The sequence below is a fragment of the Pseudoroseicyclus tamaricis genome, from assembly GCF_012070395.1.
Taxonomy (GTDB): domain Bacteria; phylum Pseudomonadota; class Alphaproteobacteria; order Rhodobacterales; family Rhodobacteraceae; genus Pseudoroseicyclus_A; species Pseudoroseicyclus_A tamaricis.
The window spans coordinates 427,348-446,009 of sequence record NZ_JAAFYS010000001.1; the positions used below are offsets into that span (position 1 = coordinate 427,348).

Here is an 18,662-nt window from a genome sequence, read left to right on the forward strand (position 1 = left end):
GAAAGACGGATGTAGCGAGTACGGGGCCGCCGCGATGTTGGCACTTTTCGGGTTCTTCGGCATCGCCCTCGTCGGGCTGATGCTGCCTGCCCCCTCCGGCGATGATATGCCGGAGCCGGAGCCCGGCACCGGCGGCGGCGGCGAGGTGGATGACGGCGAGGACGACGCGGCGGAGACGGTGCCGCTCGACACCCTCTTCGACGAGCAGGACGAGGGCGACGGCGATGCTCCGCCCCCGCCTCCGGAGGAGGAGCCGCGCCCGGCCCCCGTCGACGAGGTCGCCTTCGGCGCCGACGACGACGAGGTGCAGGAGGGCGACGACGCCAACCAGTATTTCGACGGGCAGGGCGGCGACGATACCCTGATCGGCCATGGCGGCGCCGACGAGCTGCATGGCGGGGCGGGCGATGACAGCCTCGAGGGCGGCGCCGGCGACGACATGCTCTACGGCCATATCGGCGAGGACAGGCTCTCCGGCGGCACCGGGGCCGACACGCTCACCGGCGGCGACGGAGCGGACGTGCTCTCCGGCGGCGCGGGAGCGGACAGCCTCTCCGGCTCCTTCGGCGATGACAGCCTCACCGGCGGCGGGGGGCGTGACCTGCTGCAGGGCGGTGCCGGCGACGACCTGCTGGACGGCACCTCCGGTGAGGCCAGCCCCGCCGCCGACTATCTCAACGGCGGCGCCGGGGATGACCTGCTGATCGGCGGCGCCGGCGACACCCTCTCTGGCGGGCCGGGCGCCGATGCCTTCGCGCTCTCCGGCGATGCCACCGGCCCGGCCGATGTGCAGGATTTCGACCCGGAGCTGGACGAGATCGTCATCCGCTACGACGGCGCCGGCCCGGCGCCCGAGCTGACGACCGAGCTTACCGAGGACGGCCTGATGCTCTACGCGGGCAGCCACCCGCTGGCGGCCCTGCACGGGGTGGAGAGCCTCGATCTCTCCGCCATCCGTCTCCTGCCGCTCTGAGCCCCTTCCCAAGCGGCGCCGAATCCCCTATCAGCCCGCATCCCCGCCGGCTTGTCCGGGGGTGGATCCTCCACGGGCCCGGCTGGACGACATCCCGGCTGGCGCCATAACCCTCTGATCAAGGAGACCCCGATGTCGATCACGCCCGACGAGAAGACCCGTCTCATCAAGGAATACGGCACGAAGGAGGGCGACACCGGCTCTCCCGAAGTGCAGGTTGCCATCCTGTCCTCGCGCATCGCCACGCTCACCGAGCACTTCAAGACGCACAAGAAGGACAACCATGGCCGCCGCGGCCTGCTCAAGATGGTCGCCCAGCGCCGCAAGCTGCTCGACTACGTTAAGCGCCAGGACGAGGCCCGCTACCAGGACCTGATCCAGCGCCTGGGCCTGCGCCGCTAAGCGCGCCGCACCGGACGGACTTTCCAAGGGGTCGCCACTGGCGGCCCCTTTTTCCGTTCCGGGGGCGCCGCCGCGCCCCGCGCCTCGCCACCGCCCCCTCGCCGCGCTCCGACGGCGCGCTAAATCCCGGGCATGGCGGATGTTCTCACCTTCACCGACAGCGGCATCTACTGCCCGGCCGGCGATTTTTACATCGACCCGTGGCGCCCGGTGCCCCGCGCGCTCATCACCCATGGCCATGCCGACCATGCACGGGGTGGCATGGGGCGCTACCTCTCCACCGACGGCGCCGCGCCCGTCATCCGCCACCGCCTCGGAGAGATCGACCTCGCGACCATCCGCTACGGCGAGACGCGCCGCATCGGCGAGGCCGAGGTTTCCTTCCATCCCGCCGGCCACGTCCCCGGCTCCGCCCAGATCCGGGTGGAGGTGAAGGGGCAGGTCTGGGTCGTCTCCGGCGACTACAAGGTCGTCTCAGACGGCCTGTCGGAGCCCTTCGAGCCGATCCCCTGCCACGCTTTCATCACCGAATGCACCTTCGGCCTGCCCGTCTTCAAATGGACGGCGCCGGAGCGGCTGGCGGCGGATCTCAACGCCTGGTGGGCCGCGGCGGCGGGGCAGGGGCGCTTCGCCCTGATCGGCGCCTACTCCCTCGGAAAGGCGCAGCGGGTCATGGCGGCGGCGGATGCCTCCATCGGCCCCATCCTCACCCATGGCGCGGTGGAGAACGTCACCGAGGTCCTCCGTGCCCAGGGCCTGCCCCTGCCGGCCACCATCCGCGTGACGCCGGAGCTGGACCTCAAGGCCCACCCCGGCGCCCTCGTCGTCGCCCCGCCCGCGGCGCTCTCCGCCCCCTGGGCGCGGCGCTTCTCCCCGGCCTCCGCGCCCGCCACCACCGGCTTCGCTTCCGGCTGGATGGCGCTGCGCGGCGTGCGCCGGCGGCGGGCGGCCGACAGGGGCTTCGTCATGTCCGACCATGCTGACTGGGCGGGCCTCAACGACGCCATCCGCGCCACCGGTGCCGAACGCATCTTCGTCACCCACGGCTACACCTCCCCCTTCCGCCGCTGGCTGGAGGAGGAGGGCTATGACGCCCACGTCGTCTCCACCGAATACGCCGGCGAAGGCGAGACGGAGGAGGAAGAGGCATGATCCGTCCCGTCATAGCTCCGTCCCTTGCCCCCCACCAGTGCTCCGTCCACGGGCATCCGGGCGCCGCGCTCCCCCCCGCCGCCGCCCCTGCTCTCGCCCTTTTCAAAATACCTCTCGGGGGGCGCGGGGGGCAGACAGCCCCCCGCTCCGCCACCGCCGCCAGGACCACCATCACCAACGAGTCCCGCCGGTGAAGCACTTCGCCGCCCTCTTCCGTGCCGTCGACCAGACGACGAAGACCTCCGCCAAGGTCGCCGCGATGGCGGAGTACTTCTCCATCGCGCCCGATGCCGACAAGCTCTGGTGCGTCGCGCTCTTCTCCGGCCGCCGCCCCCGGCGCACGATCACCGCCACGGTGCTGCGCGAATGGGCGGCGGAGCGGGCGGGCATCCCCCTCTGGCTCTTCGAGGAATGCTACCCCGTCGTCGGCGACCTCGCCGAGACCATTTCGCTCGTCCTCCCCCCGCCGGAGCAGGAGACAGACCGCCCCCTCAGCCACTGGATCGCCGAGATCCGCCGCCTCTCCGCCCTGCCGGAGGCGGAGCGAAAGGCCGGCATCCTCGCCGCATGGGACGGGCTGGGGCCGACGGAGCGCCTCCTCTTCACCAAGCTCCTCACCGGCGGCTTCCGCGTCGGCGTCAGCCAGAAGCTGATGACCCGGGCGCTGGCGCAGGCGACGGGCCAGGAGGAGGCGGAGCTGACCCATCGCCTGATGGGCAGCTGGACGCCGGAGACTGTCTCCTGGGACAGCCTCGTCCACGCGCCCGATCCCACCGCCGACCTCTCGCGCCCCTATCCCTTCTACCTCGCCTACCAGCTGGAGGACCTCGCCGCCCTCGGCCCCGCCTCCGACTGGCTGGCGGAGCGCAAGTGGGATGGCATCCGCGGCCAGCTCATCCTGCGCGGCGGCGAGCATCACCTGTGGTCCCGCGGAGAGGAGCTGATGACCGACCGCTTCCCCGAGCTGGCGCGCCTGAAAGACTTCCTGCCCCCGGGCACGGTGATCGACGGCGAGGTGCTGGCGTGGAACGGCGCGGCGGAGGAGCCGCTCTCCTTCAACGCCCTGCAGAAGCGCATCGGCCGCAAGACCGTCCCGAAGAAGCTGCTGGCCGAGGCGCCGGCGATCCTCATGGCCTACGACCTCCTCGAATGGCAGGGGGCAGACCTCCGCCAGACCCCCTTCGCCGAGCGCCGCGCCCTGCTGGAGAGCGCGGCGGCGGAGCTGCCCCCCGAGGCGCCCCTCCGTCTCTCTCCCCTCGTCGCGGCGGAGAGCTGGGAGGGGTTGGCCGGGGAGCGCGCCCGCTCACGGGAGCTGATGGCCGAGGGGCTGATGCTCAAGCGTCGCGACTCGCCCTATCTGGCGGGGCGCAAGAAGGGCGACTGGTGGAAGTGGAAGGTCGACCCGCTCTCCATCGACGCGGTGATGATCTACGCCCAGTCCGGCTCCGGCCGGCGGGCGAACCTCTTCACCGATTTCACCTTCGCCGTCTGGAAGGGGGAGGAGCTGGTGCCCTTCACCAAGGCCTACTCGGGCCTCACCGACGCCGAGTTCCGCCAGATCACCGCATGGGTGCGGCGCAACACGCTGCAGAAATTTGGCCCCGTCCGGCAGGTGCCGCCGCAGCATGTCTTCGAGATTGGCTTCGAGGGAATCCAGCGCTCCACCCGCCACAAGTCCGGCGTCGCCCTGCGCTTCCCCCGGATGCTCCGCTGGCGCCATGACAAGCCGGTCGCCGAGGCCAACACCCTCGCCGACCTGCAGACCATGCTCGCCACCTATGGCGGCCCGGAAACGGTGACCGAAGCGGAAGCCTGATCCCCTTCATCTGGCGAGAAATACCTCGGGGGGGCCGCAGGCGGGGGGCAGGGCCCCCCTCCACGGGCAGGCCCCCCGCGCCGTCAGCTCATCTGCGCGATGATCGCCCTCAGCACCTCGAGCCCGTCGCCCTTCTCGGAGCTCGTCAGCACGATCTCCGGAAAAGCCGCCGGGTGCTTCGCCAGCACGGCGCGCGTCGTCTCAAGGGATTTCTCCCGGTCCGCCGCCTTCACCTTGTCGGCCTTGGTCATCACCGCCTGGAAGGTGACGGCGGCGCTGTCGAGGAGCTGCATGATCTCCTCGTCCACCGGCTTGGCGCCGTGGCGGCTGTCGATCAGCACGAAGGCGCGGCGCAGGTTCGGACGGCCGGCGAGGTAGGCCTTCAGGAGGCGCTGCCACGCCTGCACCTTGGGCAGCGGCGCCTCGGCATAGCCGTAGCCCGGCAGGTCGACGAGGTAGTGGCTCTCGGCCAGCGTGAAGAAGTTGATCTCCTGCGTCCGCCCCGGCGTGTTCGAGGCACGGGCGAGCGCCTTGCGGCCGGTCAGCGCGTTGATCAGGGACGACTTGCCGACGTTGGAGCGCCCGGCGAAGCAGATCTCCGGCCGGTCGGCGGGGGGCAGCCCGTCCATGGCGACGACGCCCTTGAGGAACTCCACCTCCCCGGCGAAGAGCTTGCGGCCGGCCTCGGCCTCCTCCGGCTCCGGGGCGGGGGTGAGGGGATAGGGCAGGGCCATCAGCTCGTCACCTCGTCACCTCGTCACCGACCGCCACGTCGCCGCCGCTGAGGACGGTGCAGTAGACGCCGAAATCCCGGTGCCCCCAGCCGCTTTCCAGCGCGCCGAGCGTGTCGGCATCCTTGGCGCCGGTCTGCGGGTTGCCCATGGTCGCCTCGCAGCGGGTGATCCGCTCCTCCACGCGCAGGACGGCCTGGCCGATGCGGATCTCGCGCCCCGTCATGTCGAACTCGGCGAAGGGCTCCCAGCCCTCCACCCAGAGGTTGCCGCGCCAGCGGTTCATGTCGAGGCGCTGCCCCAGCTGCTCGCTCACCGCGCGGTTCGAGGCGGTGGAGAGGAGGGAGACGAAGGGCTGCGGCACATCCGTCAGCGCCCCCTGCGGCGCCCGCTCGACCGAGCGGGGGGCGGGGCGGCTCGCGGGCCAGAGGGGGGCGAGCCAGCGGATGAGCTGGTCGGCCTCGCTCTCCGGGTCCACTGTGATCTCTCCCTGGTCGGGGTGGCTGAGCGTCACGCGCCCCTCCGCCAACTGCGCCGTCACCGCCATCAGCGGGGCTGCAGCGACGCCGCGGACGAAATTGAGCTTGGCGGCCCAGCCCTCCAGCTCGCGGGCGGGGAACTTCGCCGCCTCGTGGGCGACGGCCCAGTGCCGGTCGTAGGGCAGGGCCTGCCCGGCGGTGAGCGTCACGCGGGGCAGCGCCTCGTAGCCGATCGACTTGATCGGGTGGCGGACGATCCCCGCGAGGTGCGCGCTCATTTGCCCTTCGGCTTGCTGTCGGCGTTCGCCACCGCTTCTTCGGCCCGCTTGCGGCGGAAAGTGGAGGCGATGTTGCCGAACACGTCGGGCTTGTGCCCGTGCAGCCGCATGATCGTGTACTGCTGGATGAAGGTGATCGTGTTGTTGGTGATCCAGTAGAGCACCAGGCCGCTGGCGAAGGAGCCGAGCATGAACATGAACACCCAGGGCATCCAGGCGAAGATCATCCGCTGCGTCGGGTCCGGCGGCGCCGGGTTCAGCTTCTGTTGCAGCCACATGGAGACGCCGAGGAAGATCGGCAGCACGCCGAGCGACACGATCGCGATGATCGAGCCGGGATCGGGCGGCGCATAGGGCAGCAGGCCGAAGAGGTTGAGGATCGACGACGGATCGGGGGCCGAGAGGTCGCGGATCCAGCCGATCCACGGCGCGTGCCGCAGCTCGATGGTGTTGATGATCACCTTGTAGAGCGAGAAGAAGATCGGGATCTGGAAGAGGATCGGCACGCAGCCCGAGGCCGGATTGACCTTGTTGGACTTGTAGAGCTCCATCATGCCCTTCTGGAGCTTCTCGCGGTCATCCCCCGCCTTCTCCTTCAGCTTCTCCATCTCCGGCTGCAGCTCGCGCATGCGGGCCATGGAGACATAGGAGCGGTAGGCCAGCGGGAAGACCAGCGCCTTGAGGATCACCGTGAGGATAATGATCGACCAGCCCATGTTGCCGATCAGCTCGTGGATATGGTGCAGCACCCAGAAGATCGGCTTGGTGAGGAAGAAGAACCAGCCCCAGTCAATCGTGTCGAGGAAGCGCTCGATGCCGGCGTCGTTCTGGTAGGAGCGCAGCACCTCCCATTCCTTGGCGCCGGCGAAGAACATGCCGGTGGCTTCCTGCGTCTCCCCCGGCTGCACGGTGAGCGTGGGGAAGAGGATCTCCGCCTGGTAGATGCCTGTGTTCTCGTTGTAGCGGGCCGTCGAGGTGAAGGGGCTGCCCGGCTCGGGGATGAGGTTGGTCATCCAGTAGGTGTCGGAGAAGCCGATCCACCCGCCGGAGGAGCCCGTCATCGTCTCCATCACGCCGCCGCCCGGGGCGGGGTCGAGGTCTTCCATGTTGGAATACTTGACCTCTTCCAGCTCGCCGTCGGTCATCCGCACGAGGCCCTCGTGCTGAATCCATAGCACCCGGTGATCGGGCGTGCCGTGGCGGGCGACGAAGCCGTAGGGCGCGAGCGAGACGGCGCTGGAGGAGGTGTTCTCCACCGTCTGCTCGACGGTGAACATGAACTCGTCATCGACGGAAACGATGCGGTGGAAGATGAGCCCCTGGCCGTTGTCCCACGTCAGCTCGACGGGGGTCTCGGGGGTGAGAACCTCGCCGCCCGCCAGCTCCCACATCGTGTTGGGGCCCGGCACGGCATCGGCGGCGAGGCCACCGGCGGGGGCCCAGCCGTAGACGGCGTAATAGGGGTAGGCCTCGCTGCGCGGGTTGAGCAGGCGCACCATGTCGGCGCCCGGCTCCAGCGACTCGCGATAGGCGGCGAGGCGCAGGTCATCGAAGCGCCCGCCGAGGAGGGAGAGAGAGCCGACGAGGTTCGGCGTCTCGATCACGACGCGCGGCGCCTCGGCGGCGGCCTCCGGCTCGGGCGTGCCGGCGGTGCCGGCCGTCTCGCCGCTCTGCGGCGTCGTGGCGACGGGCGCCCCATCGATGCTGTCGGCCGTCGCCTCCTCGGGGAGGGGCAGCTCTTCCGTCGGCGTCGGCGGGAAAAGCAGCAGCCACACGAGCATGACCAGCATCGACAGGCCGGTCGCGATGAGGAGATTCCGGTTGTTTTCGTCCATGATCGCCCCGTCTGGCCTGCCCTGCGCGATATTCCGCAGGGTTCAACAGGCGTGGGGCTGGAAGGTCAAGCGGATTGTGCCGTGGCCTTTTCACCTTGTGCGGAAGGTTGGAACGGCCCCGCCGGTGGCCCCCTGTCAGCTGGCTCGGCGGGGCAGGCGCGCCGGCTGCGCTGCGGGCAAGGAGGCGCTGCGCAGCCACGTGGCCGTCTCGTCCTTCGGCATGGGCCGGGCGATGCCGAAACCCTGCAGGTGCCCGCAGCCCAGCGTCGACAGGATCTCCATCTCCTCCTCTGACTCCACCCCTTCGGCGAGCGTCTCCAGCCCCAGCTGGCCGGCGATGGTGAGAATGGCGCCCACCATCGTCTGCTTCTCGAACTCCTGGTCGATACCGGAGATGAAGGAGCGGTCGATCTTGATCCGCTGGATGGAGAAGCGCCGGATCGCGGTGATGGAGGCGTGGCCGGTGCCGAAATCGTCGAGGTCGATGCAGCAGCCGAGCCGGGCGAGGCCGGCGAGGTTGCGCATCACCGTGTCCTCGGCGCGGCCCGCGACCACCGTCTCCAGCACCTCCACCACGAGGCGCTGGGCCGGCAGGTTGCGGCTGTCGAGCTCGAAGGCGGTGCGGTCGATCAGCTGCGGGTCGTTGAGCTCGGCGGCGGAGAAGTTGACGGCGATGTGCGGCAGGACGAGCCCCGCCGCATCCCATTCCACCAGCGCATCGAGCGACTGGGTGAGCATCTCCTCCCCCAGCCGGTGCATCAGCCCCGCCTGCTCCAGCGCCGGCAGGAACTCCGCCGGGGAAATCAGCCCGCGCGTCGGGTGGCGCCAGCGGGCCAGCGCCTCGACGCCGGAGATGACGCGCCCCTTGGCGGTGATCTGCGGCTGGAAATAAGCGCGGATCTGCCCCGTCTCCAGCGCATCCGCCACTTCGAACGTCAGGCCGTTGCGGCTGGCGATCCGGCTCTTCATCGCCTCGGAGTAGGAGCGGATGGCGCCGGGGCCGGCACGCTGCGCCTCGATCAGGGCGGCATTGGCGGCCTGCAGCAGGACGGCGGCGTCGGCGCTGTCGGTGCGGCTGGAGAGGGCAATGCCGATGGAGGCGCTGAGATAGACGTTGCCGCTGCCGATCTTCATCGCCCGCCCCAGCGCCCGCTGCAGGCGGCCGGCGAGGGCGATGGCGCTCTCCAGATCCAGCCGGGAGCCGGGGGCGGGCGTGATGCCGAAGGAGGGGCCGTCAAGCCGCGCGACCACGTCATCCTCCCGCAGGGCGGCGCGCAGGCGGGCGGCGCTGCGGCGGAGCAGATCCTCCACCTCGGCGCGGTCATGCGCCTCCTCGATCAGCTTGAAGCGGTCGATCTCCACCAATAGGGCGCCCGTCTCCCCCTGCCCGGTCAGCCGCCGCTCCAGCGCGCGGGAGAACTCGTGGCGGCCGGCGAGACCGGTGACGGGGTCGCGCAGGGCCAGCACGTTGCCGGAGGCGTCGAGCAGGATCATGGCGACGGCCGCGGGGATGGCGAAGGCGAGCAGGGGCAGCAACACCGAGGCCACCGCCTCGCCGCCGAGGCCCTCCGGCGCGCGCAGGGCGACAGCGGTCATCGCCAAGGCCAGCCCCGCCAGGAACAGCACAACCGCCATCCTGCGGCGCCGTGCGCCGCTGGCCAGCCAGTCGCTCAGGATCTGCCGCAGGTCGCGTGCGGGCAACGCCATGAAATAACCCCAAATTCTACGCGCGGCACACATGCTCGAAATATCGGCATGGTCTTGTAAGCCTATGAAGAATCCAATGGGCAGACGTTAAAGCGCGCAACTTCTTTAATTCGAATTGTCCGCGCCCTGCCCCTACGTTATGGAGGGTGACGCCCGCGTCAACGCCGCAAAATCAAACAGGTCCGGGTCCAGCAGGTGACTCGGCCGCGTGTTCATGAGGGCCGAGAACATCTTCTGTCGCCGCCCCGGCGCGCGCCTTTCCCACTCGTCGAGCATGCCCTTGATCTGCTGGCGCTGCAGTCCGTCTTGGCTGCCGCACAGATCGCAGGGGATGATCGGGTAGCTCATCGCCCGGGCGAAGCGCTCGCAATCCTCCTCCGCCACGTGGGCGAGGGGGCGGTAGACGAAGAGGTCGCCCTCGTCGTTGAGCAGCTTCGGCGGCATCGTCGCCAGTTTGCCGCCGTGGAAGAGGTTGAGAAAGAACGTCTCGAGGATGTCGTCGCGGTGATGGCCGAGGACGACGGCCGAGCACCCCTCCTCCCGCGCGATGCGGTAGAGGTTGCCGCGCCGCAGCCGCGAGCAGAGCGCGCAATAGGTGCGCCCGGCAGGCACCTTGTCCTTCACGATGGAATAGGTGTCCTGATACTCGATCCGGTGGGGCACGCCCATCCGCTGCAGGAACTCCGGCAGCACCGTCGCGGGGAAGTTCGGCTGCCCCTGGTCGAGGTTGCAGGCGAGGATGTCGACGGGCAGGAGACCGCGCCATTGCAGCTCGGTCAGCACGGCGAGGAGGGTGTAGCTGTCCTTGCCACCGGACAGGCAGACGAGCCAGCGGCTCCCCGGTTCGATCATCCCGTAGCGGTCGATCGCCTCGCGCGTGTTGCGGACGAGCCGCTTGCGCAGCTTGCGGAACTCGGCGGAGTAGGGCGCGCCGGCGAAGAGCGCGTGGATGTCGTCTCCTGCGTCGGCCGTCTCGTCGATGTCAGAGATGTCGTTCATAGGAGCGGCGGTCCCTTGATCTCGAGCCGGTTGCCCCACGGATCGTGGATATAGGTGCTCTCGCCCATGCCGCGGGCGCCGGAATGCAGCGCTTCGGTCTCGATGGCGACGCCATGCGCGTCGAAGTGGGCGCGCAGCACCTCGCGCGAGCAGCGGGTGATGTTGAGGCAGACGTGATCGACGTTGCGGCCGCCCTCCACGGGCGGGACCATCGCGGCGGCCTTCTCGTCGGAGGTGTCGACCAGCACGATCAGCTGCGGGCCGCACCAGACCTGCTCCATCGCCAGATGGGGGAAGGAATAGCCCGGCCGGCAGCTGAGAACGTCGCAATAGAAGTGCAGTGCCTCCGCCATGTCGCCCACGAGCAGCACCACGTGGTCTAGCCCGATCATGCGGAACGGCGTCGCCGGCTCGCCGGCGTCTTCGATGGCCTGCGCGGCGGGGGAAAGCTCTCCGGTCATCGGTGGCTCCGCTTCAGGTCGCGTGATGGGGCTTCGCGGCGGGGAAGACGCCCATCACATGCAGGTAATCGGTGAAGTAATCGAGTTCTTCCATGGCGCGCATCACGGCGGCGTCATCGGGGTGGCCCTCGATCTCGGCGTAGAACTGCGTGGCGGTGAAGTTGCCGCCCACCATGTAGCTCTCCAGCTTGGTCATGTTGACGCCGTTGGTCGCGAAGCCCCCCATCGCCTTGTAGAGCGCCGCCGGGATGTTGCGCACGCGGAAGACGAAGGAGGTGATCATGCCGGAGGAGCCCCGACGCTGCAGGTCCACGTCGCGGGCCATGATGTAGAAGCGCGTGGTGTTGCTCGCCTCGTCCTCGATATCCTCGGCAAGCAGGTCCAGCCCGTAGACCTCCGCCGCCATGGGGGAGGCGAGGGCCCCCTCCGCCGGGTCGGCCATCTCCGCCACCTTGCGGGCGGCGGCGGCGTTGTCCGACCAGTTGAGTCTCTCCAGCCCATGGGCATTGAGGAAGCCGCGCGCCTGCCCCAGCAGGATGGACATGGAGCGCACGCGGCGCAGCCCCTCCAGCTTCGCCCCCTTAGGGGCCATCAGCGCGATGCGCACCCGCACGAAGGCTTCCTCGACGATGTGCAGGCCGCTGTCGGGCAGCAGCTGGTGCACGTCCGCCACGCGGCCGTAGGTGGAATTCTCCACCGCGATCATGCCCAGATCGGCCCGCCCTTCGCGCACGGCGGCGAGCGCATCCTCGAAGGTGGGGCAGGCGAGGGGCTCGTGGTCGGGCTTGGCTTCGCGGCAGGCCTGGTGGCCATAGGCGCCGGGCTCGCCCTGGTAGGCGATCTTGGGGCTCGTCATGGGCATGTCCTTCGGCCCGGGCCGGCCGGGCTGTTTGCAGGGGCCACTACACCTTGCACAGCCGGGCGCGGAAGGGGTAGATAGCCGCAAATTCGGCGAAGGGACGTAAGACGCGGCATGTTCGACACAATGACTCTTACCAAGCTGCTCGGCGGATTCGCGGGCACGTTTCTCGTCTTCCTGCTCGGCAATTGGGCGGCAGAAAGCGTGTACCACGTCGGCGGCCACGGCGAGTCGGAGCAGGCCTACGTGATCGAGGTCGTCGATGACGCCGACGCCGGCGCCGAGGAAGAGGAAGGCCCCGCTTTCGAGGAAGTCTATGCCAGCGCCGATCCCGCCGCGGGCGAAGGCCTCTTCCGCAACTGTCGCTCCTGCCACGCGGTGGAGCCGGGTGAGAACATGACGGGCCCGACGCTCTACGGTGTCGTCGGCCGGCCGGTCGATGCGGTCGACGGCTACGCCTATTCCGGCGCGCTCGAAGAACATGCCGACGTCTGGACGCCGGAAAACCTCAGCGCGTTCCTCGAGAACCCGCAGGGCTTCGCCCCGGGCACCAAGATGACCTACGCGGGCATGCGGTCCGTCCAGGATCGGGCCGACATCATCGCCTGGCTCGACTCGCTCGACGGCTGACGCCCCGTACAACCGGTTGTGCAACGCCCGGCGCCCGAAAGGGGCCGGGCGTTTTGCTGTGCGGGGGAGGGCGGCGCAGGCGGGCGCGGCCGGCGCTCACGGCCCGTTGACGCAATCTCAACTTGAATGTCGTCGCTTCGGCCCATTAGCCTGCTGGCAAGGTTAGTCACCCGTTCATGACAGGAGTGCGTCATGCCTCATCGACCCACCCGATCCCTTCGCCAGCAGCGCGCCGAAGCGCGCGTCGCCGCGGTGGAAGCGCCCTGGCGCCTCGCGCTCGCCACCGGCGCCGGCCTCGCCGCGCTGCTGGCCGCCGGCGCGCTCCGCGCGCAGGACGATGCGGCGGGCGGTGAGGAGATGGCCACCGAAGAGGCCGCGGGCGAGGCGGAGTTCCGCGTGCCCGAGGGCGCCACGCTCAGCGAGCGAGACGGCGTGCAGACGATCATCACCCACGGCTATTCCAACTTCGGCGATCTGGCCCTGCCGGCGGATTTCGAGCACCTGCCTTACGTGAACCCCGACGCGCCGAAGGGCGGCGAAATCTCGATCTGGGCGCAGGGCACCTTCGACAACCTCAACCCCTATGCCACCAAGGAGGGCCGTCCCGGCGCGCTCTCCACCATCGGGTTCGAGAGCATCCTGCAAGGCACGGCCGACGAGGTCGGGGCGAGTTACTGCTATCTCTGCACCACGATGGAATACCCGGCCGATTTCGACGAGCGCGACTGGGTGATCTTCAACCTGCGCGACGACGTCACCTTCTCCGACGGGGAACCGATGACGGCCGAGGACATCGTCTTCAGCCACAACATCTCCATCGAGCAGGGCACCGTGAGCTTCGCCTCCGTCGTCAGCCAGATGATCCCCGAGGTGGAGGCGCTGGACGATTACACCGTCCGCTTCCGCTTCGGCGAGGACTTCTCCCCGAACAACACGATCAGCCAGGCCGGCACCGTGCTCGCGCGTCCGCAGCACTGGTACGAGGAGACGGGCGCCCGGCTCGATGAATCCAGCTTCGAGATCCCGCCGGGCACCGGCGCCTACGAGCTCGACAGCTACGACATCAACCAGCAGATCATCTACACCAAGGTTGACGACTGGTGGGGGGAGGACATCCCTTTCAACCGTGGCCGCGACAACTACGACACCATCCGTGTGGAATACTTCGCCGACACGACCGCCGCCTTCGAGGCGTTCAAGGCCGGCGAATTCACCTTCCGGCAGGAGAACTCCTCGCTGAACTGGGCCACGAGCTACGATTTCCCCGCGCTCGAGAACGACTGGGTGGTGAGGGAAGAGCTGCCCGATGGCAGCCTGCCGAATGCCACCGGCTTCATCTTCAACATGGAGTCCGGCAAGTTCGAGGATCGCCGCGTCCGTCAGGCGCTGGCGCTGATGTACAACTTCACCTGGACGAACGACACGCTCCAGTACGGCCTCTTCCAGCAGCGTGAGAGCTTCTGGGAAGGCAGCGACTTCGAGGCAGAGGGCGTGCCCGAGGGGCGTGAGCTGGAGCTGCTGGAGACGGTCGCCGACATGATCGACCCGTCGATCCTGACGGACGAGGTGACGATGCCGCACACCTCGGGCGAGAGCCAGCTCGACCGGCGCAACCTCGGCCAGGCGCTGACCCTGCTGGAAGAGGCGGGCTACGTCGTCGAGAACGGGGTGATGATGACCCCGGAGGGCGAGCCCTTCACGGTGGAGTTCCTCTTCTACTCCCCGGCCTTCGACCGCATCCTCATCCCTTATGTCGACAATCTCAGGGCGCTGGGCATCGACGCCAGCTACGAGCGGATCGACGACAGCAACTACACCGAGCGGCTCGAGACCTACGATTACGACATGACCTTCGCGAGCTACAATGTGGGTCTCGAGGAGGGCGAGAGCCTCGGCCAGCGCTTCGGCTCCGACGGGCAGGGCGACGTCTTCAACCCCGCCAACTACGCCAACCCCGCCGTGGACGCTCTGATCCCCTACGTGGCCAATGCCAGCAGCCGCGAGGAGATGGCTGCCGGCGTGCGCGCCATCGACCGGATCATGCGCTACGACATGTGGATGGTGCCGGTCTGGTACCTCGGCAAGCACTGGGTTGCCTATTACGACTTCTATCGCCACCCCGAGGAGCTGCCGCCCTACGCGCTGGGCCAGCTCGACTTCTGGTGGATCGACGAAGCGGCCTACGACAATCTCCGCGCCGAAGGGGCGTTCCGGTAACGGAACGCCGCCACTCCCGGCTGACGCTGTAACCACCGGCCTTCCGAAGGGAAAGCATGGGCGCCTATATCATTCGCCGATTGCTGCTCGTGATCCCGACGCTGTTCGGCATCATGGTCATCAACTTCGTGCTCGTGCAGTTCGTGCCCGGCGGCCCGATCGAGCAGGTCATCGCGCAGATGCAGGGCCGCGGCGACGTCTTCGAGACGATCGCCGGCGGCTCGGGTGACATCTCGCTCGGCGAGCAGTCGGAGAGCTCCGGCAGCTCCACCAACTCCGATTACATCGGCGCCCGCGGCCTGCCGCCGGATTTCATCGCTCAGCTGGAGAGGGAGTTCGGCTTCGACAAGCCGCCGCTCGAGCGTTTCATCGACATGATGTGGAACTACATCCGCTTCGACTTCGGCGAGAGCTACTTCCGCTCCATCTCCGTCGTCGACCTGGTGCTGGAGAAGCTGCCTGTTTCCATCTCGCTCGGGCTCTGGTCGACGCTGATCGCCTACATCGTCTCGATCCCGCTCGGCATCCGCAAGGCGGTGAAGGACGGCACGCCCTTCGATACCTGGACGTCCGGCGCCATCATCGTCGGCTACGCCATCCCCGGCTTCCTCTTCGCGATCCTGCTGATCGTGCTCTTCGCCGGCGGCAGCTACTGGCGCATCTTCCCGCTGCGCGGGCTGACCAGCAGTGATTTCGACAGCCTCAGCCTCGGCGCCAAGGTGCTCGATTACCTCTGGCACATCACCCTGCCGGTCTTCGCCGGGCTCATCGGCGCCTTCGCGGGCCTGACGATGCTGACGAAGAACTCCTTCCTCGACGAGATCAAGAAGCAGTACGTCATGACCGCCCGCGCCAAGGGTCTGACGGAGCGGCGCGTGCTCTACGGCCACGTCTTCCGCAACGCCATGCTGATCGTCATCTCCGGCTTTCCGGCGCTGTTCATCAGCGTCTTCTTCGGCGGCAGCCTGATCATCGAGACGCTGTTCTCGCTCGACGGGCTGGGGCGGCTCGGCTTCGAGGCGGCCGTGGCGCGGGATTACCCGGTGGTCTTCGGCACGCTCTTCGCTTTTTCGCTGATGGGGCTGGTGATCGGGATCGTCACCGACATCACCTACATGTTCATCGATCCGCGCATCGATTTCGGGACACGCCGATGAGCCACGCAGACGACAGGCGCGAGACGATCGACGAGCCGATGCGCGAGGCGGCGGCGACGCCCTTCGGCGCCGGCATCCATGCGCCGACCCCGCCGCAGGTGCAGCGCCGCCGGCTCAGCCCGCTCAACCAGCGACGCTGGCGCAACTTCCGCCGCAACCGGCGGGCGCTGTGGTCGCTGATCATCTTCTGCGTGCTCTTCACCATCTCGCTCTTCGCCGAGTTCGTGGCCAACGATCACCCCATCGCGGTGCAGTACCGCGGCGAGTGGCGGATGCCGATCTTCTCCTTCTACTCGGAGAGGGACTTCGGCGGCGATTTCCCGACGGAGGCGGATTACGCCAGCCCCGAGGTGCAGTGCCTCATCCGCACCGGCGGCCTCAGGGAGTGCTTCGACGATCCCGTCGGCCTGCGGGAGGCTGCCATCGCGGGTGACGTGGAGATCGAGGGCTTCGAGCGCGGCCGCATCCTCTGGCCGATCATCCCCTATGCCTACGACACCATCGTCGACGTGGGCGGCGTCGCCCCGGCGGAGCCCTCCGCCGACAACTGGCTGGGGACCGATGACACCAAGCGCGACGTGGTGGCGCGGGTGATCTACGGCTTCCGCCTGTCGATCTTCTACGCGATCATCGTCACCACCCTGACCTCGCTGATCGGCATCATCGCCGGCGCGGTGCAGGGCTATTTCGGCGGGTGGACGGATCTTCTGTTCCAGCGCTTCATCGAGATCTGGACGGGCACGCCCTCGATCTACGTTATCATCATCGTCTTCGCGATACTGGGACGAAGTTTCTGGCTGCTGGTCTTCCTCTCCGTCCTCTTCGGCTGGCCGGCGCTGGTGGGCGTGGTGCGGGCGGAGTTCCTGCGCGCGCGGAACTTCGAGTATGTGCGCGCCGCCAAGGCGCTCGGCGTCAGCAACTGGACGATCATGTTCCGGCACATGCTGCCCAACGCCATGGTCGCCACCGTCACCATGCTGCCCTTCATCATCACCGGCGCCATCGGCTCCCTCGCCGCGCTCGACTTCCTCGGCTTCGGCCTGCCCTCGTCGGCGCCCTCGCTGGGTGAGCTGACCCTTCAGGCCAAGCAGAACCTGCAGGCGCCGTGGCTCGGCTTCACCGCCTTCTTCACCTTCGCCATTATGCTCACCCTCCTCGTCTTCATCTTCGAGGGGGTGCGCGATGCCTTCGACCCGAGGAAAACCTTCGCATGAGTTCCGTCCTCGACGTGACAGACCTGACGGTCGATTTCCGTCAGGACGGGCGGCGCATCCCCGCGGTGAAGGGGGTGAGCTTCGCCATCGAGCGGGGCGAGACGGTGGCCCTCGTCGGCGAATCCGGCTCCGGCAAGTCCGTCACCGCCCTCTCCACCGTGCAGCTCCTCGGCGACAATGCCGAGGTGGGCGGCCACGTGCGCTTCGGCGGGACGGACATGGTGAGCGCGAGTGACGCGCAGTTGCGCGAGGTGCGGGGCAACGGCATCTCCTTCATCTTTCAGGAGCCGATGACCTCCCTCAACCCGCTGCACACGCTGGAAAAGCAGCTGCGCGAGGTGATCGAGCTGCACCAGGGCCTGCGCGGCGAGGCCGTCAGAGCCCGCATCATCGAGCTGCTGCAGCGCGTCGGCATCCGCGAGGCGGAGAGCCGGCTGACGGCCTATCCGCACCAGCTCTCCGGCGGGCAGCGGCAGCGGGTGATGATCGCCATGGCGCTGGCCAACAACCCCGAGCTGCTCATCGCCGATGAGCCGACGACGGCGCTCGACGTGACGATCCAGGCGCAGATCCTCGACCTCCTGGCCGAGATCAAGCGCGACGTCGGCATGTCGATGCTCTTCATCACCCATGACCTCGGCATCGTGCGCCGCATCGCCGACCGGGTCTGCGTGATGAAGGATGGCGAGATCGTCGAGGAGGGCCCGGTGGAGCAAATCTTCACCTCGCCCGAGCACCCCTACACGCAGATGCTCCTCGCCGCCGAGACGGCCGGCCGCCCCGTGCCGGTGCCGGCGGAGGCGAAGACGATCCTGCAGACGGAGCATCTGAAGATCTGGTTCCCCATCCACCAGGGCCTGCTGAAGCGTACCGTCGGCCACGTGAAGGCGGTCAACGACGCCAACCTCACCGTTCGCGCCGGCGAGACGCTTGGCGTGGTGGGCGAATCGGGGTCCGGCAAGACGACGCTGGCGCTGGCGATCCTGCGGCTGATCGATTGCGAGGGCCGCGTCGTCTTCCTCGGCAACGAGATCGCCGACCTGACGCCCCGGCAGATGCGCCCGCACCGCAAGGAGATGCAGATCGTCTTCCAGGATCCGTTCGGCTCCCTCAGCCCCCGCATGACGGTGGCGGAGATCATCGCGGAGGGGCTGGGTGTCCACGGGGTGGAGCGGGGGCAGAACAAGCGCCAGATGGTGGCGGAGATCATGGCCGAGGTCGGGCTCGACCCGGCGACGATGGATCGCTACCCGCACGAGTTCTCCGGCGGCCAGCGCCAGCGCATCGCCGTCGCCCGCGCCCTGATCCTGCGCCCGCAGCTCATCGTCCTCGACGAGCCGACCTCGGCGCTCGACATGTCCGTGCAGGTGCAGATCGTGCAGCTCCTGCGCGACCTGCAGCAGCGCCACGGCCTCGCCTATCTCTTCATCTCGCATGATCTGAAGGTCGTCCGCGCCCTCAGCCACCGCATCATGGTGATGAAGGAGGGCGACGTGGTCGAAGAGGGCTCGGCCGACGCCATCTTCGACGCCCCGCAGAACGACTACACCAAAGCCCTCATGAGCGCCGCCTTCGTCCGCTGACGCCGCGCCCCGGCCAACAAAAAGGGCGGCACGCTGACCGTCCCGCCCCCTTTCTTTGGTCCTAAAAATCCCTGGGGGTCGCCATTGGCGCGCCATCGGTCCGAGCGACAATGGCGGCGGGGCTGGCCCCCGGTCCTGCCGCCTCAGCCGGGCGCAGCGGCCGGCCCGG

General features: G+C 68.5%; 16 protein-coding genes. 9 read left to right on the forward strand and 7 right to left on the reverse strand.

The annotated features are described in order from the left end of the window. Nucleotides 1–34: 34 nt before the first annotated feature. From GY170_RS02000 to GY170_RS02015, 4 genes are all read left to right on the forward strand, one after another. On the forward strand, nt 35–973 hold the full coding sequence (locus GY170_RS02000; RefSeq protein WP_163889488.1) for a calcium-binding protein: 939 nt from the start codon (nt 35–37) through the stop codon (nt 971–973). Nucleotides 974–1,105: 132 nt separating this feature from the next. Beyond that, nucleotides 1,106–1,375: a 30S ribosomal protein S15 gene (rpsO, locus tag GY170_RS02005; RefSeq protein WP_163889489.1), complete on the forward strand. Its 270-nt coding sequence runs from the start codon at nt 1,106–1,108 to the stop codon at nt 1,373–1,375. A gap of 132 nt (nt 1,376–1,507) precedes the next feature. Next, nucleotides 1,508–2,527, forward strand: a complete 1,020-nt coding sequence (locus GY170_RS02010) for a ligase-associated DNA damage response exonuclease (RefSeq protein WP_163889491.1) — start codon at nt 1,508–1,510, stop codon at nt 2,525–2,527. Nucleotides 2,528–2,717: 190 nt separating this feature from the next. Next, nucleotides 2,718–4,343 carry an ATP-dependent DNA ligase gene (locus tag GY170_RS02015; RefSeq protein WP_163889493.1) on the forward strand — a complete coding sequence of 542 codons (1,626 nt, stop codon included), beginning with the start codon at nt 2,718–2,720 and terminating at the stop codon, nt 4,341–4,343. Between the two features lie 83 nt (nt 4,344–4,426). Here the strand turns inward: GY170_RS02015 and yihA are convergent, their stop codons facing one another. From yihA to GY170_RS02050, 7 genes are all read right to left on the reverse strand, one after another. Beyond that, nucleotides 4,427–5,077, reverse strand: coding sequence for a ribosome biogenesis GTP-binding protein YihA/YsxC (yihA, locus tag GY170_RS02020; RefSeq protein ID WP_163889495.1), 651 nt, complete (start codon nt 5,075–5,077; stop codon nt 4,427–4,429). A 7-nt stretch (nt 5,078–5,084) separates the two neighbouring features. Further along, complete coding sequence (locus GY170_RS02025) at nt 5,085–5,831, reverse strand: MOSC domain-containing protein (RefSeq protein ID WP_163889497.1); 747 nt, start codon at nt 5,829–5,831, stop codon at nt 5,085–5,087. Then, nucleotides 5,828–7,666, reverse strand: coding sequence for a membrane protein insertase YidC (gene yidC, locus GY170_RS02030; protein WP_163889499.1), 1,839 nt, complete (start codon nt 7,664–7,666; stop codon nt 5,828–5,830). The genes GY170_RS02025 and yidC overlap by 4 nt, the downstream gene beginning before the upstream one ends. A gap of 135 nt (nt 7,667–7,801) precedes the next feature. Beyond that, nucleotides 7,802–9,373, reverse strand: coding sequence for a GGDEF domain-containing phosphodiesterase (locus tag GY170_RS02035; RefSeq protein ID WP_163889501.1), 1,572 nt, complete (start codon nt 9,371–9,373; stop codon nt 7,802–7,804). A gap of 132 nt (nt 9,374–9,505) precedes the next feature. Further along, complete coding sequence (gene ttcA, locus GY170_RS02040; RefSeq protein WP_163889503.1) at nt 9,506–10,372, reverse strand: tRNA 2-thiocytidine(32) synthetase TtcA; 867 nt, start codon at nt 10,370–10,372, stop codon at nt 9,506–9,508. After that, a complete protein-coding gene (locus GY170_RS02045) occupies nt 10,369–10,833 on the reverse strand; it encodes a VOC family protein (protein WP_203531135.1) in 465 nt (154 codons plus the stop codon). The genes ttcA and GY170_RS02045 overlap by 4 nt, the downstream gene beginning before the upstream one ends. Before the next feature lie 13 nt (nt 10,834–10,846). Then, the gene (locus GY170_RS02050) at nt 10,847–11,689 is read right to left on the reverse strand and encodes a prephenate dehydratase (protein ID WP_163889505.1); all 843 of its coding nucleotides are present in this window, start codon (nt 11,687–11,689) and stop codon (nt 10,847–10,849) included. Between the two features lie 117 nt (nt 11,690–11,806). Here GY170_RS02050 and GY170_RS02055 point away from each other — a divergent pair, with 117 nt between their 5' ends. The 5 genes from GY170_RS02055 to GY170_RS02075 all read left to right on the forward strand — a co-directional run bounded on the left by GY170_RS02055 (nt 11,807) and on the right by GY170_RS02075 (nt 18,493). Continuing rightward, nucleotides 11,807–12,322 carry a c-type cytochrome gene (locus GY170_RS02055; RefSeq protein WP_163889507.1) on the forward strand — a complete coding sequence of 172 codons (516 nt, stop codon included), beginning with the start codon at nt 11,807–11,809 and terminating at the stop codon, nt 12,320–12,322. Nucleotides 12,323–12,514: 192 nt separating this feature from the next. Further along, nucleotides 12,515–14,539: an extracellular solute-binding protein gene (locus GY170_RS02060; RefSeq protein ID WP_235923989.1), complete on the forward strand. Its 2,025-nt coding sequence runs from the start codon at nt 12,515–12,517 to the stop codon at nt 14,537–14,539. A 56-nt stretch (nt 14,540–14,595) separates the two neighbouring features. Then, complete coding sequence (locus GY170_RS02065) at nt 14,596–15,696, forward strand: microcin C ABC transporter permease YejB (RefSeq protein ID WP_163889509.1); 1,101 nt, start codon at nt 14,596–14,598, stop codon at nt 15,694–15,696. Further along, entirely contained in the window at nt 15,693–16,910 is a 1,218-nt protein-coding gene (locus GY170_RS02070; RefSeq protein WP_163889511.1) for an ABC transporter permease, read from the forward strand. Before GY170_RS02065 ends, GY170_RS02070 begins: the two co-directional genes overlap by 4 nt. Beyond that, nucleotides 16,907–18,493, forward strand: a complete 1,587-nt coding sequence (locus GY170_RS02075; RefSeq protein ID WP_163889513.1) for an ABC transporter ATP-binding protein — start codon at nt 16,907–16,909, stop codon at nt 18,491–18,493. Before GY170_RS02070 ends, GY170_RS02075 begins: the two co-directional genes overlap by 4 nt. Nucleotides 18,494–18,662: the final 169 nt, after the last annotated feature.